The organism is Leptospira kemamanensis (genome assembly GCF_004769665.1).
In the GTDB taxonomy this organism is placed as follows: Bacteria; Spirochaetota; Leptospiria; order Leptospirales; family Leptospiraceae; genus Leptospira_A; species Leptospira_A kemamanensis.
Window position 1 is genome coordinate 1 of the sequence record NZ_RQGG01000043.1, and the last position, 25,869, is coordinate 25,869.

Annotated in this window: 24 protein-coding genes; 9 read left to right on the plus strand and 15 right to left on the minus strand. The window is 41.7% G+C overall.

Annotation, left to right across the window (positions count from 1 at the left end; genetic code table 11):
* Nucleotides 1-782: 782 nt before the first annotated feature.
* Nucleotides 783-1,511 (plus strand): transposase, encoded by a 729-nt coding sequence (locus EHQ59_RS14330; protein ID WP_244245558.1) that lies wholly within the window; start codon nucleotides 783-785, stop codon nucleotides 1,509-1,511.
* Nucleotides 1,512-1,514: 3 nt separating this feature from the next.
* On the opposite strand, the gene EHQ59_RS14335 is transcribed toward EHQ59_RS14330, so the two are convergent.
* Complete coding sequence (locus tag EHQ59_RS14335) at nucleotides 1,515-2,375, minus strand: flagellar hook-basal body protein (RefSeq protein WP_135620329.1); 861 nt, start codon at nucleotides 2,373-2,375, stop codon at nucleotides 1,515-1,517.
* 112 nt (nucleotides 2,376-2,487) lie between these two features.
* On the opposite strand from EHQ59_RS14335, the gene EHQ59_RS14340 reads away from it, so the two are divergent.
* Genes EHQ59_RS14340 through EHQ59_RS14360 form a run of 5 tightly spaced genes read left to right on the plus strand, consistent with a single transcriptional unit; the run spans nucleotide 2,488 to nucleotide 7,935 of the window.
* A complete protein-coding gene (locus EHQ59_RS14340) occupies nucleotides 2,488-2,856 on the plus strand; it encodes an RNA recognition motif domain-containing protein (RefSeq protein WP_135620330.1) in 369 nt (122 codons plus the stop codon).
* Nucleotides 2,857-4,059, plus strand: coding sequence for an ATP-grasp domain-containing protein (locus EHQ59_RS14345; protein WP_135620331.1), 1,203 nt, complete (start codon nucleotides 2,857-2,859; stop codon nucleotides 4,057-4,059).
* Nucleotides 4,056-4,664, plus strand: a complete 609-nt coding sequence (locus EHQ59_RS14350) for a class I SAM-dependent methyltransferase (RefSeq protein WP_135620332.1) — start codon at nucleotides 4,056-4,058, stop codon at nucleotides 4,662-4,664. Before EHQ59_RS14345 ends, EHQ59_RS14350 begins: the two co-directional genes overlap by 4 nt.
* Nucleotides 4,664-5,545, plus strand: a complete 882-nt coding sequence (locus tag EHQ59_RS14355; protein ID WP_135620333.1) for a class I SAM-dependent methyltransferase — start codon at nucleotides 4,664-4,666, stop codon at nucleotides 5,543-5,545. Before EHQ59_RS14350 ends, EHQ59_RS14355 begins: the two co-directional genes overlap by 1 nt.
* Nucleotides 5,546-5,553: 8 nt before the next feature.
* Nucleotides 5,554-7,935 carry a YhjD/YihY/BrkB family envelope integrity protein gene (locus tag EHQ59_RS14360; protein WP_135620334.1) on the plus strand — a complete coding sequence of 794 codons (2,382 nt, stop codon included), beginning with the start codon at nucleotides 5,554-5,556 and terminating at the stop codon, nucleotides 7,933-7,935.
* Here the strand turns inward: EHQ59_RS14360 and EHQ59_RS14365 are convergent.
* From EHQ59_RS14365 to rimP, 14 genes are all read right to left on the minus strand, one after another.
* Complete coding sequence (locus tag EHQ59_RS14365; RefSeq protein WP_135620335.1) at nucleotides 7,932-8,417, minus strand: rod-binding protein; 486 nt, start codon at nucleotides 8,415-8,417, stop codon at nucleotides 7,932-7,934. The genes EHQ59_RS14360 and EHQ59_RS14365 overlap by 4 nt on opposite strands.
* A gap of 35 nt (nucleotides 8,418-8,452) precedes the next feature.
* A complete protein-coding gene (locus EHQ59_RS14370) occupies nucleotides 8,453-9,532 on the minus strand; it encodes a flagellar basal body P-ring protein FlgI (protein WP_135620336.1) in 1,080 nt (359 codons plus the stop codon).
* 111 nt (nucleotides 9,533-9,643) lie between these two features.
* The gene (locus tag EHQ59_RS14375) at nucleotides 9,644-10,336 is read right to left on the minus strand and encodes a flagellar basal body L-ring protein FlgH (protein WP_244245559.1); all 693 of its coding nucleotides are present in this window, start codon (nucleotides 10,334-10,336) and stop codon (nucleotides 9,644-9,646) included.
* Nucleotides 10,337-10,466: 130 nt separating this feature from the next.
* Complete coding sequence (gene flgA / locus EHQ59_RS14380) at nucleotides 10,467-11,408, minus strand: flagellar basal body P-ring formation chaperone FlgA (RefSeq protein WP_135620337.1); 942 nt, start codon at nucleotides 11,406-11,408, stop codon at nucleotides 10,467-10,469.
* The gene (gene flgG / locus EHQ59_RS14385) at nucleotides 11,408-12,205 is read right to left on the minus strand and encodes a flagellar basal-body rod protein FlgG (RefSeq protein WP_012388518.1); all 798 of its coding nucleotides are present in this window, start codon (nucleotides 12,203-12,205) and stop codon (nucleotides 11,408-11,410) included. Before flgG ends, flgA begins: the two co-directional genes overlap by 1 nt.
* 71 nt (nucleotides 12,206-12,276) lie before the next feature.
* The gene (dut, locus tag EHQ59_RS14390) at nucleotides 12,277-12,732 is read right to left on the minus strand and encodes a dUTP diphosphatase (RefSeq protein ID WP_135620338.1); all 456 of its coding nucleotides are present in this window, start codon (nucleotides 12,730-12,732) and stop codon (nucleotides 12,277-12,279) included.
* Nucleotides 12,733-12,750: 18 nt separating this feature from the next.
* The gene (locus EHQ59_RS14395) at nucleotides 12,751-14,037 is read right to left on the minus strand and encodes a M16 family metallopeptidase (RefSeq protein ID WP_135620339.1); all 1,287 of its coding nucleotides are present in this window, start codon (nucleotides 14,035-14,037) and stop codon (nucleotides 12,751-12,753) included.
* 40 nt (nucleotides 14,038-14,077) lie between these two features.
* Entirely contained in the window at nucleotides 14,078-16,168 is a 2,091-nt protein-coding gene (gene pnp / locus EHQ59_RS14400; RefSeq protein WP_135620340.1) for a polyribonucleotide nucleotidyltransferase, read from the minus strand.
* 5 nt (nucleotides 16,169-16,173) lie between these two features.
* Complete coding sequence (gene rpsO / locus EHQ59_RS14405) at nucleotides 16,174-16,440, minus strand: 30S ribosomal protein S15 (RefSeq protein ID WP_012388514.1); 267 nt, start codon at nucleotides 16,438-16,440, stop codon at nucleotides 16,174-16,176.
* A 26-nt stretch (nucleotides 16,441-16,466) separates the two neighbouring features.
* Nucleotides 16,467-17,396, minus strand: coding sequence for a tRNA pseudouridine(55) synthase TruB (gene truB, locus EHQ59_RS14410; RefSeq protein WP_135620341.1), 930 nt, complete (start codon nucleotides 17,394-17,396; stop codon nucleotides 16,467-16,469).
* 93 nt (nucleotides 17,397-17,489) lie between these two features.
* Nucleotides 17,490-17,933, minus strand: a complete 444-nt coding sequence (gene rbfA / locus EHQ59_RS14415) for a 30S ribosome-binding factor RbfA (RefSeq protein ID WP_135620342.1) — start codon at nucleotides 17,931-17,933, stop codon at nucleotides 17,490-17,492.
* A gap of 10 nt (nucleotides 17,934-17,943) precedes the next feature.
* Nucleotides 17,944-20,610: a translation initiation factor IF-2 gene (gene infB / locus EHQ59_RS14420; protein WP_135620343.1), complete on the minus strand. Its 2,667-nt coding sequence runs from the start codon at nucleotides 20,608-20,610 to the stop codon at nucleotides 17,944-17,946.
* Between the two features lie 15 nt (nucleotides 20,611-20,625).
* Nucleotides 20,626-22,026: a transcription termination factor NusA gene (gene nusA, locus EHQ59_RS14425; protein WP_135620344.1), complete on the minus strand. Its 1,401-nt coding sequence runs from the start codon at nucleotides 22,024-22,026 to the stop codon at nucleotides 20,626-20,628.
* A 4-nt stretch (nucleotides 22,027-22,030) separates the two neighbouring features.
* Nucleotides 22,031-22,519 (minus strand): ribosome maturation factor RimP, encoded by a 489-nt coding sequence (rimP, locus tag EHQ59_RS14430; protein ID WP_244245560.1) that lies wholly within the window; start codon nucleotides 22,517-22,519, stop codon nucleotides 22,031-22,033.
* A 132-nt stretch (nucleotides 22,520-22,651) separates the two neighbouring features.
* On the opposite strand from rimP, the gene EHQ59_RS14435 reads away from it, so the two are divergent.
* From EHQ59_RS14435 to EHQ59_RS14445, 3 genes are read left to right on the plus strand one after another with little or no spacing between them, the layout of a single operon-like run.
* Nucleotides 22,652-23,758 carry an LIC_12708 family protein gene (locus tag EHQ59_RS14435; protein WP_135620346.1) on the plus strand — a complete coding sequence of 369 codons (1,107 nt, stop codon included), beginning with the start codon at nucleotides 22,652-22,654 and terminating at the stop codon, nucleotides 23,756-23,758.
* On the plus strand, nucleotides 23,759-25,258 hold the full coding sequence (locus EHQ59_RS14440) for an NAD(P)H-hydrate epimerase (protein ID WP_135620347.1): 1,500 nt from the start codon (nucleotides 23,759-23,761) through the stop codon (nucleotides 25,256-25,258). It begins immediately after the preceding gene.
* Entirely contained in the window at nucleotides 25,258-25,869 is a 612-nt protein-coding gene (locus tag EHQ59_RS14445) for a hypothetical protein (RefSeq protein WP_135620348.1), read from the plus strand. Before EHQ59_RS14440 ends, EHQ59_RS14445 begins: the two co-directional genes overlap by 1 nt.

Genomic DNA, 25,869 nt, shown 5'->3' on the forward strand with positions numbered 1-25,869 from the left:
CATAAAAGCAATTGGAATGGATCGTTTAGTGTCTGCTCAAAGAGACGGATTTGTGCCTAATGTATCTAGGATATAACCCCTAATCTCTAAGCTCCAATCCGCACAAATCCACCATTTCCCCCATAAAACCTAACACCTCTGACTCAAAAATAGGCTCTCCCAACGTTTCCCCTTCTCCAAGCCTATCTCATAAAACTACAGCCTCTCCAAATGTATCCTCGAAGCATAAACACTCCAAAGAATCCACCCGTAGAAGTAAAAAATCAACCTCAAAATTATCCTCAAAGGCTAATGCACCTACTCCCTCAAAGACTACATACGAAGGAGCCTACATTCCCCAACCTACTTCGCAAGAGATACATTTAGAAGGAGATAACAATCACCACTCTAAGGATCACCTCTATGAGAACCTTACAGATGATATTTTTTTAGAAGCAGATACTTTTAAGGATCAGAAATATAAAAGTACTTCGGGAATCCATACTGAGAAATTTCAAAAGCTTACATATAAAATCTTGTATGATCTCTACCCTAAGTATTGTCCTAAGTGTAATGTAATTTTAAGCAAAGGGGTGAAGAATAGACCAGACCTCGTAAGATGTGGAAATAAAAACTGTCACACTCAAGTATCCAGGCTCTCATATACTCCACTTCATCATTTCAAGCTACCAATTTGGATGTTTGGGTATATCTTAGAAGAATCTATCCTACAATTTCCAAAGGTCATTACTTCAGTAGAAATTAGCAAAAGACTAAGCATATCATATAAGTCCGCAAGGCTTTTGAAGCAACGAATTCAGGTGTTTTCTTCACATCAGGTAGAGGTTCTAAGGAAATTATATTACAATGATCTCAAGGATACTTTTAAGGATGTGACTCTTCCCAAGGTAGAGGAAGAAAAGGATATTAAGAAGTATTTAGGTAAAAAGCTTTATAGAAAAATACCACATACAGATACCGCAGTCCTCTATTCTGCCTCTCAGAGAAGTAATCAACATCGTAAAAGATTTCGTCATGGTGGTCTCACTGCCAGTATCTATCAAAGTGACTCAGTTGGTGGTAAGCAGGTAGGTATATTAGTAAGTACTATTGCCACTCAGAATGGTTGTGTCTTTTTTGATTCAGTTCCAGACCAAAAGGCAAATACATTAGGTGTATTACTTCGCAAAACTGTTCCCTATGAATCTCCATTATTTTCTGATGAAGGGTATACTTGGTTATGGGGAATTTATAAAAAACATAGAACAGTAAATCATCAGGCTCATAGTAAAGATAAAAGGTATAAGTTCGCTAAAAATCGTTGGAGTAAATTTTCTATTCACAACCAAGTCGCTGAGGGTAATCAGAGATTATTAAAAAGTGCTTTTAGTTCTTATTGTTATATAAAACCAACTTACTCACAACTCTATCTAAATGAGCTGTCATTTATAAAGTCCATACAGGCTGTTGGGATGGATCGTTTAGTAACTGCTCAGAGAGAGGGAGTTGTGCCTAATGTTCCTAGGATATAACCCCTACCGCATTACTTCAAACAAGCGACCCAGTAAACTGTCTTGGGTTTGCATGGTTTTGGAATTGGCTTCATAAGCACGGTTTACTTCAATCATGTCCACCATCTCCGTCACAACAGAAACATTGGAGGCTTCCAAGTATCCTTGTAACACTTGTGGGGCAAGTCGTTCCGGAAAGGCTGTCGGTTCGCCGGATTCGGGTGTATCGGAATAAAAGGAATCCCCTTCTTTGTCGAGGTGACGTGGGTTTTCCACCGTTCGAATTTTTAATTTGTCGAGTAACACAGGTTCTTCGAAACGGTTTTCGCTAAAATTAGTTCCGTCTTTGGGTGCAGTGCCGAGTTTCGCATTGATATAAATTTCGCCATTTTCTTTCACAAGGAAATTCCCTTGGTTCACTTGGATGGGTCCTTTTTCTCCGAGCAGAGGAAACCCCTGCGGCGTCACGACAAACCCATTTTTATCTAAAATAAAACTTCCACTTCGCGTGAGTCGTTCACCCCGATTGGTGAGAACAGAAAAAAAGGCAGGTTTTTCCATTCCTGGTTGGTCTTGTACCATAAGATCAAAGATATTGTCTGTTTTTTTCACAGCACCTTGTTCAAAACGGGTGTACACTTCGTTTACTTCGGCACCAAACCCCAGTTTGCCGACCACAGGAGAGGTATCAAAGGAACCCATAGGAGTTTTGCCAATCCCATCCTCAGAATAACGATGGAGTAACATTTCGGGAAAGGTTTTGAAAACAGTGGTATCTTTTTTGAAGGCAGTTTTATCCACATTCGCCAAATTATTGGCAATCACGTCCATACGCACTTGTTGGGAAATCATCCCATTTGCACCTGTATACAATCCTCGTAACATAAGTCCCTACCTATGTTTCCAATCGACCAAAACCCCAATTTCCCCAAGAGAAAATGCGACATAGTCAAAAAAGAGTTGAAGTTTTGGAGAATTTTTCAGAAAAAAGAAGGACATGAAGTTATCTATCGGAAACCTCCCACAAACTCTTTCGGACGATGCCTTAGGGAAACTTCTTTCCGCTTACGGAAAGGTGACACACCTGCAAATCAAACGAGACAAACTCACAAAAGTTTCGCTTGGGTATGGGACCGCTGAAATGGCCGACGCAGATGCGGAAAAAGCCATTGCAGGTCTGAACGGAAAAGAACTGGAAGGCAAAAAGATTGTAGTGGTCAACCAAGAAGAATTGACCAAAGCGCAAAACGAAGCCCAAAAGAAAAAAGGAAGTCCTGCCGTGGCAAAACCAACCTTTGGAAGAAACCAAACGTCTGGTGGAGGCAATACAGGAGTCCAACGCCGAGGCGGTTCTCGCGGGTCATAAATGAAACAATTACATGGTAGTTATCTCTCCATAGGTGCAGGAGAGAACCAGATCCCCCTGATTCGAGCAGCAAAAGCCAGGGGTCTTAAAGTCATCGCCGTGGATACCAATCCCATGGCTCCAGGATTAAATGAGTGTGATATTAAAATATTAGAATCTACTCATGAATACCGAAAAATCTTACATGCCATGAGTAAGGTTCCTCTCCCCTATAAACTATTAGGTGTGGGATCCAGGTCTTATGGCAAAGCTGTGTTTACAGTCTCTTATTTAGCCGAAAAACTAAAACTTCGCGGAAATCCAAGAGAGAGCACCAATCTTTTTTTAGACAAAGAAAAGTGTAAACTCACGGTTTCCAAATTTGGAATTCCTGTTCCCACTCCGATAGTGATTAACTCTCCACCAAAAGCCAAAGACAAAAAATCAGAACTTAGTTTTCCGATCATCGCCAAACCCAAAGAAGGTTCTGGGAAAAAAGGAATTACGGTTTTAGAAACTGAAGCTGAATTTAAAAAATTCACAAAGGGCAAAACCAATGAAGCGTTTCTTTTAGAAACCTATACTCCTGGGGATGAGGTCACCGTCCTTGGTTTTGTGATCAACAAACGGTTTTATTTGATCTCCATTACAGACAAAATCACAACAGGGATTCCAGAATTCATTGAAATCGCCCACATTGCTCCTTCGATCCACCTCCGTATGGCGGGAGAACTCAAAATGATCTGCCAAAGCATAGTAACAGCCACCAAATTAAAAACAGGTCCTTTTGTTGCTGAATTCAAAATCACAAAGAACAAAGAATGTATTCTTATGGAAGCGGCACCTGAAGTGGGTGGAGAATATTTGGCAGACCAACTTTTGCCAAATCATTACGGATATGATTATTTCAAAGATTTACTTTCTGTCACCATCGGGGAAAAAACAAGACCTGATTTTTTGAAAACAGCCAAACAAGGCTTCACACATTCTGCAATTGTATATACACTTGCCCATTCCAAACAAAAGAAAATGGGAGAGATGGTTACTTTTTCACCAACTACAAACGAATCTGTTTTTTTCTCCAAACAATTGATTGAGACAGGTTCAAACTTAGACAAACGCGAAGGAAACCACAAACGTACATCGGTTTTCGGAATCAACACCAAACAAACGATTGGCGCCAAAGATTGGTTAGATTCGATATTCAATCGATTGGAATCATGAAAAACGTCTGGGACATCCATTATGAAAGACCTAAGTCGAAACTAAACTTTCCTGACGAAAATTTAGTACGTTTGCTTGCGAAAATTGAGGCACCAAATCAAAATGCTTTGGATTTTGGGTGTGGCTCTGGCAGACATTCTTATTTGCTTCAAAACGCTGGTTATACGGTAACAGCATGCGACAATGCCAAAACCACAATTGATGTTTTAGAAAAGGAAAATTCGAAGATCCGTTTTCTCCATACTCCTGATACAAAACTTCCCTTTTTACCCAATGAATTTGGTGTGATTGTGAGTTGGGGAGTATTCCATTACAATAAAAAAGAAGATGCCAATATCTTACTCCAATCACTATTTAATTCACTCACACCAAACGGATATTTACTTGGATCTATCCGTGCTGAAGGGGATACACATTTAGGTTTAAAACAAGGTACAATGAACCTGACTGACCTAAGTGGTGGTTATGCGGAAACGTATTCTCTTTCGGATCTAAAAATCTTCCTTTCTTCGTTTTCAGAAGTTTCCATTGGTTATACGGAGAGAACACCTCTCGGAAAACTAAATGAACGTATTTGCCACTGGTTTTTCCTTGCGAAAAAATAATGGAACAGTTTTCCTCCTTACGAAACGAATGTCCTTTGCAAAAGGATTGTGATTGGAAACCACTTTATACCACTACAGGAAACTACCCAGGTTTACAAGTAGCAGAATGCCAAACATGTAAGCTCCAAGCCTTATCTCCTCGTCCCGATCAAACAGAATTATATACCAAAGACTATTACCAAGGTAAGGCGGAATATTCATATATCGATGAGAGGACAGCCAAACCTTTTTTTCGTTACGTTTGGAAAGCACGTCTCCAAAACATCAAACGTTTTGTAAAGTCAGGGCATTTTTTAGATATCGGTTCTTCCTTTGGTGGGTTTTTGGAAGTGGCAAAAGAAGATGGGTTTCACATCCAAGGAGTGGAGATTTCCGAGTATGCAGCCAAGTATGCAAATGCCAATCAAATCCCTACGTTTCATGGGAACCTATTTGATGCGAAGTTTCCCACTTCTAGTTTTGATGTGATCACCCTTGTAGAAGTCATTGAACACATTGAAAATCCAAATTTATTTTTCCAAGAGTTAACTCGGATATTAAAACCAGGGGGACTACTTTTATTGCAAACAGCCAATTTTGAAGGTTGGCAGGCAAAAAACGAAGCATCCCACTACCATTATTATATGCCGGGCCATGTGTTTTATTACTCAGATACCCTCCTAAAAAAAATATTGACTGGGTTTGGTTTTGGAAGTTTCGTATCTTACTTCGGTGTGGATTTCCCATTGGTAGCGAAATTAAAAAAAGCCAGAGGTTCCTTCCAATCTTGGAAAGATTATAGGCACTGGTTTCGTATTTCATTTTACCATTTTCGTTCTCAATGGAAAACGAAAGGATATCCTCTCACCTCTAGTTACGTTTTGTACGCATTTAAGCAATAGGAAAGATTATGAGCGAAACGATCAAAACTCCACTTCTCGTTCGGTTAACCGCCATCCCGGAATCTCCAGGTTGGAAACGAAAACTCATCCTTGGGCTTCGTGTTTTACTCGTTTCTGTCCATCGGTTTATGAAGGATGATTGTCTCATCATTGGCTCAAGTCTTGCTTATACCACAATTGTCACTCTAATTCCCACTCTTACTGTGGCCTTGGCACTCATCACAGTGGCCTCAGGAATACACACAAACCAAGTGGAACTTGTAGATAAAATTAATTCTTATTTACTACAAAACAATATCCAATTTGATATCACCCCCTATTTAGAAACCTTGTCTGATATTATTTCGACAGCCACTCAAATTGGAGCTGTAGGTTTTGTAGTTTTTATCTTTTCCGCAACAGCCGTATTACGTTCATTAGAAAAAGCTTTCCATATTATTTGGCAAATTGATTTACACAGAAGTTTTATCAATAAATTCGTTTTCTATTTTTTCCTAATTTCCTTTGGTCCTCTTTTATTTGTGGTGGGTAAAAACATCACAGATACGATTTCGGATTCAGTAAGACCTCCTCATCTCAAATCAATCGTTGCCACACAACATGGTGAATTATGGGTAGCAGGAGAAAAAGGGAATATTGGAATGATGAAAGAGTTAAACCAATCCATTTCTTTTATCCCAGAATCCAGTATTGATTTTGAAAACATGTTATGCATCGATATGGAAACGGTGGAAACAGGAACTTGTAAAAGACCAAACATTCGTAAGGAAAACTTTTTTCGAATTCGTAGTGTTTCTAACGATTTATTTACCATTTCAGAAGAAGGAACTTTTTTATATTCCAATGACCTTGGGAAATCATGGAAGGTTCACTCATTAAAAGGAATCAATATCTCTGATTTTGGTGCCATCGATTATGATACATTATTCATTCTTACGAAAGACACGAGGACACTTCGTTACGATTTAGGCAAACCTTTCAAAGAAATCAAACGTTTCCACGATGAAGGGATCACTCCAATTCGTGTCCGTTTTTTCTCGGAAAAAGATGGATTTATTTTAGACCGGGAAGGACGACTTTGGAAAACAAGTGATGGTGGAACCAGTTTTTTCCCACAAGAAATTTCTAGAAAACCATTAAATGATATTTCCTTTCTCAACAGAAATATTGGATTTTTAGTCGGAGACAGTGGGGCCATCTACAAAACAACTGACGGTGGTTATACGTGGACGGACCTAAGCCATAGTAAGTATTCTTACGAACGTGTTTGGGTTTTTGTTTCCCCGAAAAAACAAGACTATGATATTTTTGTATTAACTTCCCTTGGAGACATTCTCCTCTCAGAAGACGAAGGGGAAAACTGGACCGTTGCTTACAAAGGCAAAGCAGGTATGATCTTAGATATGCTTCTTTTATCTAAGAAAAAATCGAATTCCCTATCGGACACAACAGAAAACAAAGACCAAATTGAATCAACCACACTTGGATCTCTCACAACACAGGAACCAATCGAAATTGAAAACCAAAACGAGGCAGAAAGTCCAAATGAAGGAATGATTGGAATTGTGGGTGTCGGAGAATTCAATAAAATTATCCGCGTAGAAGAAGATGCCAAAGGTCAAACCATTTGGAAAAAATACCAAGGTGGAAAACGATTTTTCTCTCTTTATTCAATGTTACAAATTTTCTTACCATTGATATCGTTATGGTTATTCTTTTTACTCATCTTTAATATCATCCCCAATACAAAAGTTCCCATCAAAGCATCTTCCATTGGAGCGGCTGTGACAGGACTCATTCTTATTTTATTCTTTTGGGGGTTTATCAATATCTACCTAACCTCCTTTACTGAAAAAACGATGTTAGTGTATAAGGCACTTGCTGCGATCCCTATTGCTTTACTTGCGATTTATTCCATCTCTCTCATCATTTTGTATGGAGCAGAAGTAACGGCGACTTTACAATTCCCTGACAGATATCTACTTCCCAAACACCCGTTTGATGATATTGATTCTACTCTGTCATATGAGTTTTATAAAATTTTGCAAGTATTAACTCTCACCTATACCTACCAAAAGAACCAGGGAGAGCTTATCAAACATTCGCAACTACGGAAATCCTTGTTATTACCTGAAAAAGAATTATCAGAAATTTTGGATAAGTTAACAGATGCGAAACTCATCCAAATCACAGAGGAGAAACGGATCGCTCCAGTTAAACTAAAAGAACAAGTGGATTTAGTTTCGGTGTATGAATCCACATCTAGTTTCAAATTGGGAGCACCAAAAGAAAGGACAAGTTTGTCACCCAAACTCAATGAAAGTCTTTCCAAGTTGGAAGAAAATTGGAAGGAAAACCTTCGCAAAACTTCCTTCTTGGATTGGATTTAAAGATACGGTTTTGATTTCACAGGCGGAAGAGATGCGGACATTTGTTTGTAAATCTCTTCTGCAAGACCCATCGATTCATTTTGAGAAATATTTTTAGCATATTCATCGTACAACATATCTTCAAAAATCTCTTCTGCATATCCACCATCGATGAGTTTTTCTTTATGGATGGTGTTTTTCATTTCCTTTAACATCATCTTCACAAAGACAGATTCAAATTCCACTGATGCATCATAAAGTTTTTTACGATAAGGATCGGCTGTGATCGCTTCCCGAATATTTTGTGGGACTTTCAATGAAGAAGAACTTACCTTCCCCATGAGTTCCTCATGGGTTTCTAGGAGGGTTTGGAATTCGGAGATTCCTTTTTTCGGAAGGTCTTTTGCATTCGGATCCGAAAGGGACTTCATCCGATTCAGGATGGTTTCGTCTTTGGATCGGCTAAGCCTTCCTGAGTAGTCTTGGATTGAATGAATGTCCATATTATGTCTACTAAATCTATCGGCAGATTTTCCAATTACTGAATCACAAGTTCTGCTTTTAAGGCCCCTTGTTTTTTTAAGGCTTCCAAAATCGAAATGATGTCCCGAGTGGAAGCACCCACCTTATTTAAGGCACCCACGACATCCGAAACCTGAGTCGTTTCTTTTAAAACAAACACAGATTCCCCTTTCCCATCGTCTTGGATGGGGAAAAAATAACGGGCTTTGTCACGGTTTGCGATTTGGATGGAAAGACCTTGTTGGGAGATGGCGACTTCGTCGATGGCAATATTGGCTCCCATCACAATGGTTCCCGTGCGTTCATTGATCACCACTCGAGCAATGGGGGAAGAATTGATGGTGAGGTTTTCCAATTTGGATAAAAATCCAAGATCGAGTTTCGGGGAACCCGTCGCCATTTCTCCATTCGGACCTGTTGTGGGTTGTGAAATGGGAAGTGGGACAAGCACTTCTGTGGGAGAAACCACTTCAGGAACCACAGACATTTCTTGTGTTATGGTATCTACGATGGCACCCATGGTAGTGTAGTCTTTTTCCAAAAGTGTGAGTTTTACGGATTTTGTGATGGGGGCATTTGGGATAGACTTTTCTAAAATCGCACCAAAGGGAACTAGGGCCGTGTTGGAACCAGATTTTTTATCGGCTCCCCGCTTTTTCTCTTTTCCACCAAACACGAGTACGCCGGAGGCAACTGCAATCGTTTCTCCATTGGCCGCTTTGAGTGGAGATTGGAGTAACACTCCCCCTTCCAAAGATCTTGCATCACCGAGAGAAGAAACAACCACATCGATCTTATCCCCTTCTTTTAAATTGACCGGGACATTGGCTGTGATGAGAACCGAAGCCGTATTTTTGGCATCTCGTAAATTCTTTTTGGTATTCACCCCAAGTCCCGCCAGGTAGTTTTGGAGTGCTTCTTCGGTAAGAGGATTTTTAGTATCCCCTGTTCCATTCAGTCCTACCACAAGTCCAAAACCAGTCAGTTGGTTTTCTCTGACCGCATCAATTCGCACGAGATCTTTCAGTCTTGTTTCCACCGCAAAGAGAGAACTGGTAAAACAGAACAAAGAGAATAGGTAAATGATTAGAAACAATCCTTTTGTTCGCCAAAATTTATGATTCGAAGGAGGAAAATTCGAAGTTTTAAAATCAAAGTCAATTTCTGTGAAAGTTTTTTTCCTATTGTTTTTCTGATTCATAAAAAATTACTCACTTTCACCTAAGAGTCGTTTGATGTTTTTTAAGATAATTTCTTGTTTTTCTTTTTCAGAAAGTTCCGCTTTTTCTGTGACTGTTCCATCGGGATTCGTAATCCGTTTCATTTGGATATTCGGATCATTTAGTTCTTTAGGATTGAGTGTTCCTTGGTATTCCACTCGTAAATTGGCAATCAGGTCACTTGCGATAAAACGATTTTTATCCAGATCTTCCGGTGAAATCGTTCCCGACAAACGAAGGTTAATCCTTTCTTCCGAAAGATTAAATACTCGGCTTCCCTCTAGTTCCAAATTGCCAGTACCTGGGTCAATTCCTGTCACAAGGACTGCCATCACTCCTACTACTTTTCCTTGGGATTTGGATTTTCCCACCTTGGAGCGCATATAAGTAGAGTTAGCAGTGTAATTCGGAAGGTCTGGGACTAATTTTTTATCAGGAACCGTTTTGATATCATTGTCAAAGGTTGCTTTGTATTCGGATTCATATTCCACTCGAAGTCCGTTTTTCAAAACTACTTTTACAACTGTACCCGGTTGGATGGTTTTGGGATAAGAATACGGGTCTTTGTCCTTCCATAAGGATTCGGCATGTAAACTAGGAGAAACGGTAAGGGTAGCAAATGTGACCGGGGAAACAAACTCACTAAAGTATGCAAATACCCAACAAAAAAAGACAATCACGCAACTTGTCAAAGGATGTTTCGCAAATCTTCGAAAGCTCAGATAAGAAAAAACCTCGTTGGAAACGCTTTTGGATTCTAGCGATTTAGAATTTGATGGCAACTGAGACTTGGATTTCAAAACAAACATCTTATCTCTCTTCCAAAAGGCAAATGCCTTCGTTTTGCACACGAGCTTTGATCGTCTTTTGAGATGCCAAATTTAAGAGGGGAATTTCTTCCCCCTTGTTTCCAGAAGCAAGGGCTCTTGTTTTGATTTTTAATAATAAATTTCCTATGGTGTATACAAGCTCCACTTCTTGCCCTCGTTCGATGGTATGGAGAGTGCGCACTTGTTTTTTTTCAATCGCAGTGTCTGGTAAAAATCCATTGAGAGCCGTTTTCCCTACAGGGTTTTCCTCTGTATATTCTCGTAAAGAATCAGCACTAAAGAAAAACCGAAGTTCCACATCTTCCTTGGTTAAAACCGTTTTTGCAGGAATTTCTTTTGTGGTGAAGTAAGCTTTTTTCTTTTCCTCGATGAGAAAGGGAACAGATTCCGAATGAACGAGTTTCCCTTCATAATAAAAATCTAAGGGAAACAAACGTTTTCCTGCATGTAAGGTGCGACCGAGACTACGCCAAACAGGTGAGGTACCTGTGATTACGGGAAAGGATTCTTTTTCCGATTGGATTCGAAAATTTTCACCCATCTCTCCTAAATCCTTTTGGTTCGCAGAGGTTAATCCCTTCCATAAAGATTCCTCTAATTCTTTTTTTGTGATCGTAGAGTTTTTTGGAAGGAGGATTCCTTCTTTTCCCATCACTTCAAACTCTGTGGATGTTCCAAATTCTTTCAGATACAAGGAAGAGATCATTTCCGTTAGAGAATCTGGATTCAAAACCACGGGGGATTTTAAATTGCGAAATAGAATTGGATTCCAATTTCCCTTCCAGTTGGTAAATTCAGACAACCGTATCTCACCAGCACCTACGATGGTTTTTGGTTTGAGATACAATCGTTTGTCTTCTCTGTTTGCCATCACTGACAAACAGAACACCAAACTAAAAAAGATGGAGATCCAAATTTTCATTAACGTTTTAGTCCAATCGCCGTAGAAAGCATGTTATCCGAGGTTTGGATGGTTTTGGAATTGGATTCGTATGCCCTTTGTGCCACAATCATATTCACCATTTCTTCCACGATTTTCACGTTACTCATTTCTAAGAAACCTTGTAACACACTTCCATACCCTTCTTGAGAAGGCATTCCAGGGATTTCTTGTCCAGAGGCAACGGTTTCTCTAAATAAGTTTTTACCGACAGCTTGGAGCCCTGCAGGGTTTACAAATCGGTAGAGTTCCAATTGGCCAATGGTTGTGGGGCGAATGTCGTTTCCGATTTTTACAGTCACTTCCCCTTCTTCGGAAACCATAAGAGTATTTAAAATTGCATTTTCAGGAAGGATGATCGGAGGTTCGAGTAAATACCCGTTTGATGTCACCACTTGTTGGTTCGAATCAATTTTAAAAGATCCGTCTCTCGAATAGGAGAAGGTTCCATCTGGCATTTGGATTTTAAAAAATGCCATCTCCCCAGTGAGAGCTAGATCAAGTTTATTCCCAGTTGCTTGGAAGGAACCAATTTCGAATAACTTCTGTGTGGCGGCGACTTTCACACCATGCCCCACGTTGACACCAGTTGGAATTTCGGAAACAGAGGTGGCTGGAGTTCCCGCAAGCACTTGGTGTTGGTATACTAAATCTTCGAAGTCCACTCGGTTCTTTTTGAAACCTGTGGTGTTCACGTTGGCAAGGTTATTGGCAACGGTATCAATGTGAAATTGTTGGGCAATCATCCCGGTAGCACCGGTCCAAAGGGATCGCATCATAAAAAGGCACCTCTACAGCTTGTATCGGAATCCTTTGAAAAAAGCTAAGTGTCTTTTTTTCTGATTATGTCTTATTTTCCTGTGCTCCCAAATCCACCGCTTCCGCGATCTGTTTCCTCAAGTTCCGTGACCACTTGGATCGGAAATTTCACCACTGCTTGGATCACCATTTGGGCCACCCGTGTTCCTGGCTCTAAATGATAATCGGTTCCACTCAGATTTAGAAGAGGAATCATGATTTCACCCCTGTAATCGGAGTCAATGGTGCCTGGGCTATTGGGCATGATGATCCTTTGTTTTGTGGAAAACCCACTGCGTGGTCGAATTTGCCCTTCATACCCATCAGGGATCGCCATGGCTAGACCTGTGGGAACGAGGACGACTTCCCCTTTGGGAAGGAGAAGGTTTTCTGTGAGACAAGCGGAAAGGTCCATGCCCGCAGAACCGGAAGTTTTGTATTCGGGGACAACTGCCCCTTCTCTTAGGATTTGGATTTGGATTTGTAAATGGTTAATTTGATTTTGCATCAAGTTCCTTTTATGAATCTAAACACCAAACTGTATTGGGATTTTGGCAAATTGGCTTTCTGTCATATCTCCCACACACGACAAATGCACTTTGTCTAAACCAAACATCTCTTTGGCAGCTAGATTGATTTCGTCTAACGTGACTGACTTAATTGCCTTCATTCGATCTTCCAAAGAATAATAGGTTCCGTAATAGATTTCCTGTAATCCAATATTATTCATTCGGTTTTCAGGCAGTTCATACCCGATGGCAATCGATCCCATTTGGTTGGATTTGGCATCGGCAAGTTCTGTTTTGGAAAAACCATGTTTGGTGATTGTCTCCAATTCCTTGAGAATGAGTTCCACACATCGTGCTGCTTTTTCTTTGGAAGTGGCAGAAGAGATGGAAAATAACCCAGTGGTTTTGTAATACGAGGGAAAACTGTAAATGCTATAACAAAGCCCTTCTTTTTCCCGAATGTTTTGGAAAAGTCGAGAAGCCATCCCTCCACCCAGGATGGTGGAAATAAGACCTGAAACAGTCACAGTTCGGTAGTCTCTTTTTTTTCCATTCACCCCGAGCATGATATGGAACTGCTCAATTTTACGACGTTCTAAATGTTTCGTATAATGTTTTTTAGGTGCTGGAATGATGAGTTCCGTCGGAGTTTTGCCCTTTGGATTTTCAAAGGAAAAGTATTTTTTCGTGAGATCAAGGACTTTCTCCCAAGTGAAATTTCCCGATACAGAGATCACCATATTCTTAGGGAAATAATGTTTTTTAAAAAACGTTCGAATGGATTTTTCTGTAACACCTGTTACTGATTTTTTGGTTCCAATGATATCACGCCCGTAAGGTGACTTACCAAAGATGTTCCGAAAGTAATAGTCATATACAAAATCATCAGGCGCATCTTCATAGGAGCGCATCTCTTCCATGATGACACCCTTCTCTGTTTGGATGTCTTCTTTTCTGAAAAGTGGTCGAAAGAGCATGTCTGATAAAATTTCAAACGCAAGTTCCGCTTGGTTTTTGATGGCAACTACATAGTATTGTGTGTATTCGCGCCCAGTGGACCCATTCAAAATCCCACCGACTCGTTCAATCGATTCAGCAATTTCTTTACTTGTGCGTGTTTCTGTATCTTTGAAGAGCATATGCTCTAAAAAGTGAAAGTAACCATGTTCGGAATTGGTTTCGGCAAGACTGCCTTGTTTTAAAAAAACACCCACCCCCATAGAGGATGCGTGTTTCATAGGTTGGAAAAGAACTGTAAGACCATTTGGCAATACAGTTCGTTTGCATTCAATGACGGGTGCCATTTGGTTCACTCCCCCCAAACAAATGTTTGGGGACTGTTGTTTAGTTGTCTAAAAGGACATCCTTTCTCGAAAGATCAATTTTTCCCATTTTATCAACGGAAATTACTTTCACTTTGATTTTTTCCCCTTCGGAAACAATGTCACGAACAGATTGAACTCGTTTCACATCTAGTTTAGAGATGTGGCAAAGCCCTTCTTTTCCTGGTAAAATTTCAACAAAGGCACCAAAGTCAGCGATTCGTTTGATGACCCCTTCGTAAATTTTTCCCACTTCAATTTCTTCAAAGATTCCATCGATCATGGCAATGGCTTTTTCTTTGGACTCTTCACTTGGAGAGGCAATGGTTACCTTTCCAGAATCATCCACAGAAATTTCCGAACCAGATTGTTCGATGATAGCACGGATCATTTTTCCACCTGGACCAATGAGTTCACCGATACGATCTTTTGGAATTTGTTTTTGGGTGATACGAGGAGCGTTTTCACTCAAGTTTCCTTTTACGGAAGAAATCGCTTTGTTCATCTCACCGAGGATATGGTCACGACCCACTTCTGCTTGTTCAATGGCCTTTTGTAACACTTCAAGGCCTAGACCATTTACTTTTAGGTCCATTTGGAAGGCAGTGATGCCTTTTTTGGTTCCTGCAAGTTTGAAGTCCATATCACCAAAGTGGTCTTCGATACCAGCAATGTCAGAAAGAACTGCAAATCGACCTTTTTCATCACTGAAAAGACCCATTGCAATCCCAGACACAGGACCAGAAATCGGAACTCCACCAGCCATTAGCGCAAGTGTTCCCGAACAAACGGATGCCATAGAAGAAGATCCATTGGATTCTAAAATTTCAGACACAAGCCGGATCACATACGGAAACTCAGTTTGCGTAGGAAGGACTTTTTTAATCGCACGTTCTGCTAAGTTCCCGTGACCAATTTCACGTCGGCCAGGGCCTGAGTTACGTCTCACTTCCCCTACAGAAAACGCAGGGAAATTATAGTGTAACATAAAGTTCTTTTCTTTTGAACCTTCGAGAGTTTCGTAACGTTGGTTGTCAGAAGTGGTTCCGAGTGTCATGACCCCAAGAGACTGAGTTTGTCCTCTTGTGAAAACAGCAGAACCATGTGGTCCAGGAAGGACATCAATCTCACAGGAGATTTGTCGGATTTCGTTTGTTTTACGACCGTCAAAACGAATTCCTTCTCCTAACACGAGTTCACGAACAACTTCGTATTCTAATTCATGAAGGTAATGTTTGATGTCTTTTGTTTTATCTTCTGGAGCCAGTAAGGTTTTAAAATGTTCAACCGTTTCTTTGTTAATGGCTTTGATGTCTTCGTTTCGTTTTGCTTTGTCTGCGTTTTTGTTTGCAGCAGTCAAACGGTCGAATGCGAACTCACGAATTTTCGCGTGGAGTTCTTTATCAGGAGTTTTTAAAACAACTTCTTTTTTAACAGTTCCGTTCTTCTTTGCCAATTCTTCTTGCATTGCCACAGCAATTTTTAGCTGTTCTTGTGCAAAACGAAGAGCATTCATCATGTCTTCTTTGGAGATTTCGTTTGCTTCCCCTTCGATCATGACGATGGCATCTTTGGTTCCAGCTACCACCAAATCCAAATCGGATTTTGTGATTTCTTCGTTGGTTGGGTTTAAAATAAACTCACCAGCAATCCTTCCGATACGAGCACCCGCAATCGGGCCTGCAAATGGAATGGAAGAAACAGAAAGTGCCGCCGAAGCTGCGTTAATCGCATGGCCTTGGACTGATACTTGTTTGTCTGCGGATAATACTTGTACGAGAAGTTGGACTTCCGAGAAGTAACCTTCTGGGAACATCGGACGAATGGGACGATCTAGAATTCTAGAAAGTAAAACTTCGTGTTCGGCAGGTTTTGATTCGCGTTTGAAGTAACCACCAGGGAATCGACCTACTGAGTAAGCTTTTTCCGTGTATTCGCATGTGAGAGGGAAAAAATCTTGTCCTTCTTTTGGTTCGTCCGCTGCACAAACAGTGGCAAGCAGGACCAAATTTCCGGTTTTGTATACAACCGACCCGTGAGCTTGTTTCGCCCACTTGCCGGTCTCTAGGGTAATGGAATCTCTACCCCAAACACCAGTGAACTCTGTAGCCATAGGAATTATTTCCTAAGGCCGAGTTTTTCAATCAGCTTTTTATAACTTTCTAAGTTGGAACGTTTTAGGTATTCCAACAAACTCTTTCTCTGGTTTACCATAGCAATGAGGCCACGGCGAGAGTGGAAGTCCTTCTTATTTGCTTTGAAGTGTTCCGTAAGGTCTTTAATACGAGAGTCGAGAAGAGCGATTTGTACTTCTGCAGAACCTGTGTCGTTTGGTTTGCTACCGAATGTAGCAATGATCTGCTGTTTTTGTTCTTTTGTGATCATACTAGTGTCCAGATTTTAAGAAGGACTCATTTAGAAAACATAATTTTTGCAGAAGGGTCAAAAAATACTTTTCGGTAGCGGTAGGGAATGTGTGCCGGTTTCTCTTCGTAAGAACACCAGGCAAGGATGGTAGACTCGTCCTCGTCCACAATGTAAAACCCAAGGGAATCGGCTTTCGGGAGTTTGTCCCAGATATAACCCCCATGAATCACGGCTTTTTTTTCGGTTTCGTCTACAATCCGTAATGGCAAAGGGAAAACTTCTTTCCAATCTTTTAGGTCACTTGCCGTGGTCTCCGCCAAGGATTTGGCAGAAGAAACATGATATTCCCCGATCGATTCTCGCACAAGCCTTCCGAGAGACAGTGGGATGCCCCATTTGTCGGAAAGATCGAGGACGAGTTTTCGAATGTAGGTACCGGAACTGACATGGATTCGGAACGAAAATCCGAACTCTGTCTTTTGGATGTCTTTTACCGAATGGATGGTGATGGCACGTTCCTTTTCTTCCACCACTGTTCCTTCTCGGAAGAGATCAGACTGGCGTTTGCCCCCGACTTTCAATGCCGAAATTTTAGGTGCTTTTTGGGTTGTGAGTTTTGTGAGGTTTTGTAGTTCTTCTTCCAATCGTTGTATGGAAAAGAGCGATTCAAATTCTTTGCGGGAAGATGTACGTTCGTCAACTTCCACAATTCCGTCTGGGTCACCGGAATCGGTGCGTAAGCCCACAATCACTTCTGCCAAATAGGTTTTGTCTTTTCCGAGGAATACTTGAGAAAAGGCAGTATAGTCCCCGCAAGGTAAAATGAGTAGGCCTTCGGCAAACCGGTCGAGAGTTCCCGTATGTCCCACGGATTTTTGATTTAACAAACGTTTGGTCTTTAAAACCAAATCAGAACTGGTAATCCCAGGTGGTTTATAAATAAATAAAAATCCAGATTGGTAAGGTTTTGCCATAAGTGGTCACCAAACAAATTTTAGGTGCGAAAAATTGATTTTCATCTGAGGGAAAATCCAAATGGGAATCAGTTGTTCGGGTTTCGAAAAGATTTACTCTGCCTCTTTGTCTATCCGGGAAGAGTCTTCTTCTTCCTCCGTATCCGTAGTATCTTCATCTGTGGCACCTGGTTGGAGTTCTTCAAATAAAGTCTTGGGAGCCGACTCATCAATGAGACGAATCACATCCAAACTTTTGATGTAGTTATTGTCCCAGACAAAACTAAACTTTGGGTTTGTATGTAAGTGGAGGTTTTTTCCGACAAGTGAGGATAAAAACCCGGCACAAGAAACCAGTCCTTGTGTGAGTTTTTTTCTTTCGTTGTTATTACAAAGTGCTGTGAAGTAAACTTTCGCATACCGTAAGTCTTCGCTGATTTCAATGCGATGGAAACTTGGTAAAAAGACCCGTGGGTCTTTTACCTTTCCTTCCAATATCGCAGAGGAGATGAGGCGAATGATCTCCGATTCGAGTTTTTTCATTCGAATGGGATTCATTTAGGCCGCCTTACAATTTACGAGCAATCTCGCGAATCTCGTATGCTTCGATTTCGTCACCCACCGAGAAGTCATTGAATCCATCGAGTAAGATACCACACTCAAATCCAGTGAGAACATCAGCCACATCATCTTTCATACGTTTGAGGTTCTTGATTTTCCCTTCCCAAGTGATCTCACCTGTTTCGCTGGAAATCACACGAACGTGTGCTTGTTTGGTCACCTTACCGGATTTCACCATACAACCTGCAATGTTCCCCACTTTGGAGATTTTGAAGACATCGCGAATTTCCACCTTACCAATGATGTTTTCCACTTTTTCAGGCTCGAGCATTCCTTCCATGGACGCTTTCACTTCATTGACCACATCGTAGATGATGCTATAGTATTTGATTTCTACTTTTTCTTTCTCAGCTAGAGAAACCGTTTTTGGATTCGCACGAGTATGGAAACCAATCACGATCGCATTCGATGCGGAAGCAAGGATGATATCAGAATCCACAATCGCACCTGTTCCTGCATGGATCACATTGAGGCGAACATCCACTGTCGAAAGTTTTTCGAGAGCTTCTTTTACCGCTTCTGTTGATCCGCGAACGTCAGCTTTGATGATGACTTTGAGTTCTTTCAGGGCACCTTGTTTGATGATCTCACTCATATTGTCGAGTGTCACACGAGTTGCCGCATTTTTCGATTGGCCAAGTCTTTCATAATCTTGACGGCTATGAGAGATGGTTCTTGCTTCTTTGTCGTCAATCACCACATCAAATGGCGCCCCTGCATCTGGAACTCCATCGAGTCCCGTTACGAGTGCTGGAAAGGATGGGCCCGCTTCTTTGATGGAGCGACCAAGGTCGTCATACATCGCACGAACACGTCCTGCATGTACACCTGCCACAAACGCATCACCGACACGCAGAGTTCCGTTTTGGATGAGAACGGTTGCAACAGCACCACGACCTGGATCGAGTTTTGCTTCTACAATAGTTCCTTTAGCTTTTCGTTTCGGATTGGCTTTGTGATCAAGAAGCTCAGCTTGGATGATGAGCATCTCAAGGAGTTTATCAATTCCAATATTACTTTTTGCTGATATATCACAGAAGATGGTAGTACCACCCCATTCTTCTGGTTGTAAGCCGTAATTTGAAAGTTCTTGTCTCACCTTTTCTGGGTTTGCTGTTGGAAGGTCAATTTTGTTGACCGCAACAATGATCGGAACTTCTGCTTCTTTGGCGTGGTTGATTGCTTCGATGGTTTGAGGCATGACCCCATCATCAGCGGCAACAACTAACACAACAATGTCGGTAACGGACGCACCACGTGCTCTCATGGAAGTGAACGCTTCGTGACCCGGTGTATCGAGGAAGGCAATTTTTCCGCGTTCCGTTTCGACTTGGTAGGCACCAATGTGCTGGGTGATTCCACCAGATTCCCCTTCTGCCACTCGGGAAGACCGAATGGTATCAAGGAGTTTTGTTTTACCATGGTCAACGTGACCCATGATAGTAACAACAGGTGGGCGAGTGATGTAATCTTCTGGTGCATCCTTTTCTTCTTCGATGACGGTTTCGTCATAAAGAGAAACGATCTTCACCTTACAGCCGTAATCGTCTGCGAGAATCGATGCAGTTTCGGCATCGATCACATTATTGATCGTTACCATCATTCCCATCTTCATGAGTTTACTAATCACTTCCCCTGGTTTCAGGTTTAGTTTTTTAGCAATCTCACCCACTTGGATGTTTTCTAAAATAGAGATTTCTTTTGGTACAGCGGCAAGAGCTGCCGCCTGAGCCTTTTGTTTGCGAAAGGATTGTTTGAAAAACTTAGTGTTTTCGTTTTCTTCCCTTCCACCTTTTTCTTTATCGAATACTTTCTTTTTGGCGCCGCCTGGGCCACCTACTCCTGGAAGTCCACCGGGAGGAGCACCAAACGGAGCATCCCCTGGAGGTCTACCACTACCGGGTCCACCTTGCCCAATCGGTCTTGCACCACGGTTTCCTTGGTATCCACCTGGACCACCTTGGCCGGGACCTCTGTTTCCTTGGTAACCGCCGCCCTGTCCTGGACCACGATTTCCTTGGTATCCACCACCAGGTCCACCTTGGCCGGGACCTCTATTTCCTTGGTAACCGCCACCCTGACCTGGGCCACGATTCCCTTGGTATCCACCACCTTGCCCTTCTGGTCTTTGCGGACGAGGAGTAGTTGGTCGGCTTACAATAGGATTACGATCTTCTTTTCTAAAATAACCTTGGTTGCCACCACCTTGACCACCACCAGAACGGTAGTTTGGCGAAGAGGTGTCACCAGAAAGGATGGATTCCGGTTTACGGTCCATGGGAGGTTTGTCTCTTTCTGGTTGTTGGATCGGCTCTGGTTTTCTATCAGGACGAGAAACAATCGGAGAGGCTTGAGAAGGAGCTTGCGGACCTGATCCGAGACCTTGTCGTTTAGCTTCTTCGCGAATGAGTTCGTTTAAATCCTTCTTTTTGTCCCCACCAGTGGAAGAAGGTTGTTTCACTTCTTGTGCGGCTTTAGGCTCTTGGCCCCCGGAACTGGATTCTTTTTTCTCATCAGAGGAGGCCGGCTTCTTTTTGATGACAAGTTTTTTCTTGGTTTTGTCACCGCTGGCTCCCTGCTGGAGGGTTTCTTTTATCGATTTTTGCTCTTCCATATTATGCCTTAAAACTTAACCCTCTTCTACCCATTCGATTGACTCACGTAACAGACGTAAAATTTGTTCTGCCGTCGTCTTTCCGATTCCGGAAATTTTCGAAAGTTCTTCCTGGCTGAACTCGAGAAGGGTTTCCACATTTTTGATCCCACCAGCTTCGAGAAGCCCTGCGATCCTTGGAGTGAGACCTGGGATTTCGGAAAGAGGTGTGTAACCAGATTCTTCTTCCTCTTCTTCGGATCCCGATTGGTTGTAAATGTCTTCCGATTCTTCCATCGCTTCTTGTTGTGCGTTGAAGAGTCGGTCCAGTTTTTCACGTGCTTCAGGCGACGCGAGCTCCTGGTTGTATTGTGATACAGTTTTGATGTCGATTTTGAATCCCGAAAGTTGGGAGACAAGTTTTACGTTAGATCCGTTGATCCCAATCGCAAGCGATAAAGATTCATCGGGGACAATCACAAGTGCATCCCCACGTTTTCTATCCACATGGACTTCTACTGGTTTTGCAGGAGAAATGGCATTGGCGATAAACACACTTGGTTCATCCGAATGAAGGACAATGTCGATCCTCTCGTTCCCTAGTTCACGAACGATGGCTTGGATACGAACCCCTTTCATTCCCACACAAGCACCCACTGGGTCTACATCGGACTTACTTGTGGTGACAACCACCTTTGTTCTGTAAGATGGAATGCGGGCAACATCTCTGATTTCGACAATTCCATCATACACTTCAGGAATTTCCATTTCAAAGAGTTTTTTCACAAAGTCACCGGAGGCACGAGACAGTGTGATCACTGGCATTGGTTCACGGGGGCGGAGTTCTACACGAGAAATGATTGCTTTCAGACGATCCCCTTGGCGGTATTTTTCCCCAGGGTTTTGGTCTTTTTTCAGCATAATGCCTTCTACCTTTCCGAGGTCGATGGACATGATGTCTTTTTTCCAACGTTGGAAGTACCCATGCGTGAGTTCCCCTTCTTTGGATTTGTATTCTTGGTAGAGTAATTCTTTTTCCATGTCGCGAAGGCGTTGGAAAACCATTTGTTTGGCTTGGCTTGAGAGGACTCGAGACAAGTCTTGTGGTTTTTCAAACACTCGGATTTGGCTTCCCACTTCGATTTTTGGATCAATTTTCTGTGCATCTTCCAAAGATACTTCGAGAGGGTTTGTTGTTTTATCTGCTACGACATCGCGTAACACAGAGATGATGATTTCGTTTTTGTTGTCGGAGCCAAATTCAACTTGGCAGCGGTCATCTGTCTCGGCCTCTAAACCAACCTTTTTGCGATAGGCGGCAAGGAGTGAGTCGCGGATGACTCCGAGTACGAGTTCTCTATCAAGAGATTTGTCCTGACAGAATTGTTGGATGGCTTCGAATAGCCCAGTTTCTTTCGTTGCTTGTTTTGTCGCCATAGTCTTAAATTTCTAAATACAAATTTCCCTTTCGTATTTCTGCGATGGGCATAGATACCGATTTTTGGTTCTTTTTGTGTCGAGTTTTACGATCGTAAAGCGTAAGCTCAACGGAATCCCCCGAAACCGGTCCCAAACGATACAATCGTTTGTCCCATTTCCCTGATTCCAGCGGCACTTCTAGTTTCACCAAAAGTCCTTGGAAACGAATTAAATCCTCCGGCAAACGTAAAACACGTTCTGCTCCCGCGGAGGAGACTTGGAGAGTGAAATCAAATTCCTCTCCCCATTGGTCCAGCTCCTCTTTGAGTCTCCTAGACACAGTCTCACAATCTTCCAAACTAGCAGAGCCAGTTCTGTCTGTGAGATGATCCAGTTCTATCTCAATGAGGGCGTGGTTTTTCCGATTCTGTACTTGGAGCGAAAAAAGCGCTAGAGGTGGAGCGAGAACTCGTAAAATCAGTTCTCTGATGTTTTCCTCGGTATATACCAAACCATATCCAAAGATTCCAATAGGAATCTGTATAAGAGACCAAAGCTCATGCTAAAATTTAGCACGTCTCTAGACAGGCTAGGAAAAGCGAGTTGTCCTGTAAATAAAAAATTAGGGAATGGATGTTGCACCATGAGAACCCTCTATTTCATCCTCCTTCTCTTTGTTTCTGTATCCTGTTTACGTTTCCGAGTGGAGAACCTAAAAGAAGAAATCCTCTTTCGTATCCCCCTTGGCTCAAGCAATGAAACCTTTGAAGGAGTGGTCGTAAACCAGGTATTGACCAATGTTCCCTTAACCATCCCGACTTCTTCGAATATCTCGGCACTGGCGGACAACAAACAGTCGGTGATCAAACTCTTCGACCGAAATGGAAGACTAGATGCGACCATTGGAAACCCTGATTTCAAATCCGTGGCAGGGATTCCCCACTACCCGTTCCGTTTTGGAGGGATTGGCATTGTGGCCATGAATGAAGATGGGGATTTGGTGGTCCAAAACCGAATCTCTTCCAAAGGAATGGAACTTCCTCCTGGCCAGGAAAACTTATACAAAACCTACAGCGGTGCTTTTTCCACCCAAGGGACAACGGTGCTTCCTTCCTTTCTTGTGCAAATCACACAAAAGGGAGTCGTGAAGTTTATGTTAGGGGCTTCGGGAAAAAACTCTGAACCCTTCCGTTACATTGAATCCATTCTTCCTGGGGAAGGTGATAAATTATTTGTTTACCACCGCATTGCAGAAGAAATGCGACTCTCCTACTTTGAAGAAGGAGAATTAAAAGGGAACTTAAAAGAATCTGCACTCGATGTGTTTAGTAGTAGCGATGCCAAAGAATATGATATCACATTAGATAAACTTCTGCCCCATCCAGAAGGAGACTATGTTCTCGGCTCTTTTAGTTATGATTCGAAAAAAGACAAACGTTTTAAGTTTCGTCGTATCTACCGATTCCAATTTGATTCCAAAGAATCGGAACTCCTAAAAGAAATCCAAGACCCTTCTGAAATTTTATTTTCCATTCGCAATAATGGTGAGTTTTACATTTGGGAAACTGAAGATGGAGGAAACTCAGTCCGTCTCCAAGTCCATGACAAAGAAGGAAATCATATCAATAACAAACGAATCCCTTTCTCGAGTCCTCGTGGGCAGTGGAGAGAAACCTATACGGATGCGTTTGACACCATTTATTCAGTTCGGATTCGCGCTGGCGCTTTAGAAGTGTATCGCTGGATTTAGATGAAACAACTTCCTCTTTTTACCAACAAGGAATCCAAATCCTTGGATTCCCTTACTATTTCCTCTCTTGGGTTTTCCGAACAAACTTTGATGGGAATGGCCGCCTTATCTGTGTTTCATGCCAATGAGGATCTTTGGAATACTGCCGAATCCATTTGGGTGGTTTGTGGGACAGGTGGAAATGGAGGAGACGGGTATGCCCTCGCCCACTTCCTCTTCCAAGAAGGATACGATGTTAAGGTTTTCCAAACAGCACCGAACAAAAACAATGCGGGCAAGTTCTACGAGTCTTTAGTAAAATCCACACTTGGTTTCATTGGCAACCTGGAGGATTTTCACAAAGAAGAAAACGAAGCAAAAGAAGATTCCGTTTTAGTAGTGGATGCTCTGCTTGGGACAGGATTTTCATCCCCCCTTTCCAACGAGTTCCAAGATCTCATCGATACGATCAATGATTCCGATGTGTTTTTTTACCGTTTGTCTCTCGATACCCCTAGTGGATGGAATCCTTATGCCTTAGGGCAAAAGGAAAGTGATCACCACCGATTTATCTTTTCCGATTCCGTTGAAGAACTTGGCACTCGCAAATGGGAAAATGTTGGGTTTATCTATGAAAAAGACAATTTGATTCCGAGGTATTATGAAGCAATTGGGTTTCCGATCCGAACTCATCTTTCCGAGTCTCTTTTTTCGAAACGGTATTACTACGAAAAAGATACAGAAAAAGCGATCCAAGTCCTCAAACGAAAACACAAAGCACATAAATACAGTGCTGGCTCCGCATTGTTTTACGGTGGTGGCAAAGGAATGGAAGGTGCTATTCTACTCTCTGAATCCGCATTTTCTAGGTTAGGTGGAGGTATCTCAAAAATATTCTCACCTTCCGAAGAGATCACCAATTTTGTTTTAAACGAAGATCTCTCTAAAATGGCAGTGACATCTGATTTCCAAACCATAGTGAATGATCCATTTTATGCGAAAACGAAGACCATTGTGGTAGGTCCAGGCCTTACCACGTATCCGGAAGGCCTCTCTTCTTGGAAGTTAGAAACAGGGAAAACATTAATTTTAGATGCAGGAGCCATTCCGAGTTTCGGAACCAAACTTCCGATAGGGGAACGAGTGATCCTGACTCCCCATGTTGGTGAGCTCAACCGACTCACAGGGAAAAACCACAACTCGGTACAAGAAACCTATGATACCTTAGTTCCATTTACAAAAGAAAACCAAGTCTATGTGTTATTAAAATCTTTTGTAAGCCTTCTTGTTTGTCCCGATGGAACCAGTTACGTTTGGGAATCACCGAATCCGAAACTGGCAACGATGGGTACAGGAGATTTACTTTCTGGAATCCTTGCCAGGTATTTTAGTTTGGAAATAGATCTATCCATTCCAGAAGCCGTATTACTAGCGTTATCGTTTCTCGACCATTCCAAACAGTTAGAAGAACCTTATCCTTCAGCACAACAAATCTTAACATCACTTGTGGAGTCATTGTAATGGGAAAAGGATACCACTCTCGTTCTCCAGAAGAGTTTCGTAATTATTTAAAACAAATAAACGACAAAAACAAAAAAACGAGATGGAGGCAAATTGTACTCCTCATTGATTTGGTTTTGGTGGTGTTAATATTTTATATTGGATTTAAAGCACTCAATCCCGGAAGTTTTCAAAATAGCACTAAATCCGACAAACAAGTAGTAGATGGATACCCAATGTATTTGAGTTTATCCAGAGAGGAAGACCCAACTTACCAAGGGTATTTTTTATTTATCGAAAACAATACGAAATCAGAAATCAAAGTTCCAAATCCAGAGTGGAAATCGGAGTTCCGGATCAAAACAAGAAATGGGATTTTGTGTTTTTCAGAACCAATCCCTTGGGAAGAAAGGAAAATTCCTTCCCAGGCAAATGGATTTTTGTATCACTCGGTTTCGAAAGAAAAATGGAGAACACTTGTTCCCGATTGCCGAAAAGAAATCTTTGATGAAGAAGCTTCGATCTTTCGATCCAAGTTTCGTTCTCTTGATTTAGGTTTTTATGCACAAGTTGTTGTACATTCTAGTGACAGAACCTATACGTTTCAAATCAAACAAAAACCTTACAAATAG

Excerpts from the sequence above, each read along its gene's own strand:
- rbfA (WP_135620342.1), bottom strand. The coding sequence starts at position 17,933 with ATGAATCCCATTCGAATGAAAAAACTCGAATCGGAGATCATTCGCCTC.
- truB (WP_135620341.1), bottom strand. The coding sequence starts at position 17,396 with ATGGCAAAACCTTACCAATCTGGATTTTTATTTATTTATAAACCACCT.
- dut (WP_135620338.1), bottom strand. The coding sequence starts at position 12,732 with ATGCAAAATCAAATTAACCATTTACAAATCCAAATCCAAATCCTAAGA.
- EHQ59_RS14350 (WP_135620332.1), top strand. The coding sequence starts at position 4,056 with ATGAAAAACGTCTGGGACATCCATTATGAAAGACCTAAGTCGAAACTA.
- EHQ59_RS14435 (WP_135620346.1), top strand. The coding sequence starts at position 22,652 with ATGAGAACCCTCTATTTCATCCTCCTTCTCTTTGTTTCTGTATCCTGT.
- EHQ59_RS14335 (WP_135620329.1), bottom strand. The coding sequence starts at position 2,375 with ATGTTACGAGGATTGTATACAGGTGCAAATGGGATGATTTCCCAACAA.
- EHQ59_RS14345 (WP_135620331.1), top strand. The coding sequence starts at position 2,857 with ATGAAACAATTACATGGTAGTTATCTCTCCATAGGTGCAGGAGAGAAC.
- EHQ59_RS14355 (WP_135620333.1), top strand. The coding sequence starts at position 4,664 with ATGGAACAGTTTTCCTCCTTACGAAACGAATGTCCTTTGCAAAAGGAT.
- nusA (WP_135620344.1), bottom strand. The coding sequence starts at position 22,026 with ATGGCGACAAAACAAGCAACGAAAGAAACTGGGCTATTCGAAGCCATC.
- EHQ59_RS14395 (WP_135620339.1), bottom strand. The coding sequence starts at position 14,037 with ATGGCACCCGTCATTGAATGCAAACGAACTGTATTGCCAAATGGTCTT.
- infB (WP_135620343.1), bottom strand. The coding sequence starts at position 20,610 with ATGGAAGAGCAAAAATCGATAAAAGAAACCCTCCAGCAGGGAGCCAGC.
- flgG (WP_012388518.1), bottom strand. The coding sequence starts at position 12,205 with ATGATGCGATCCCTTTGGACCGGTGCTACCGGGATGATTGCCCAACAA.
- pnp (WP_135620340.1), bottom strand. The coding sequence starts at position 16,168 with ATGGCTACAGAGTTCACTGGTGTTTGGGGTAGAGATTCCATTACCCTA.
- EHQ59_RS14360 (WP_135620334.1), top strand. The coding sequence starts at position 5,554 with ATGAGCGAAACGATCAAAACTCCACTTCTCGTTCGGTTAACCGCCATC.
- EHQ59_RS14440 (WP_135620347.1), top strand. The coding sequence starts at position 23,759 with ATGAAACAACTTCCTCTTTTTACCAACAAGGAATCCAAATCCTTGGAT.
- EHQ59_RS14365 (WP_135620335.1), bottom strand. The coding sequence starts at position 8,417 with ATGGACATTCATTCAATCCAAGACTACTCAGGAAGGCTTAGCCGATCC.
- EHQ59_RS14340 (WP_135620330.1), top strand. The coding sequence starts at position 2,488 with ATGAAGTTATCTATCGGAAACCTCCCACAAACTCTTTCGGACGATGCC.
- EHQ59_RS14445 (WP_135620348.1), top strand. The coding sequence starts at position 25,258 with ATGGGAAAAGGATACCACTCTCGTTCTCCAGAAGAGTTTCGTAATTAT.
- flgA (WP_135620337.1), bottom strand. The coding sequence starts at position 11,408 with ATGAAAATTTGGATCTCCATCTTTTTTAGTTTGGTGTTCTGTTTGTCA.
- rpsO (WP_012388514.1), bottom strand. The coding sequence starts at position 16,440 with ATGATCACAAAAGAACAAAAACAGCAGATCATTGCTACATTCGGTAGC.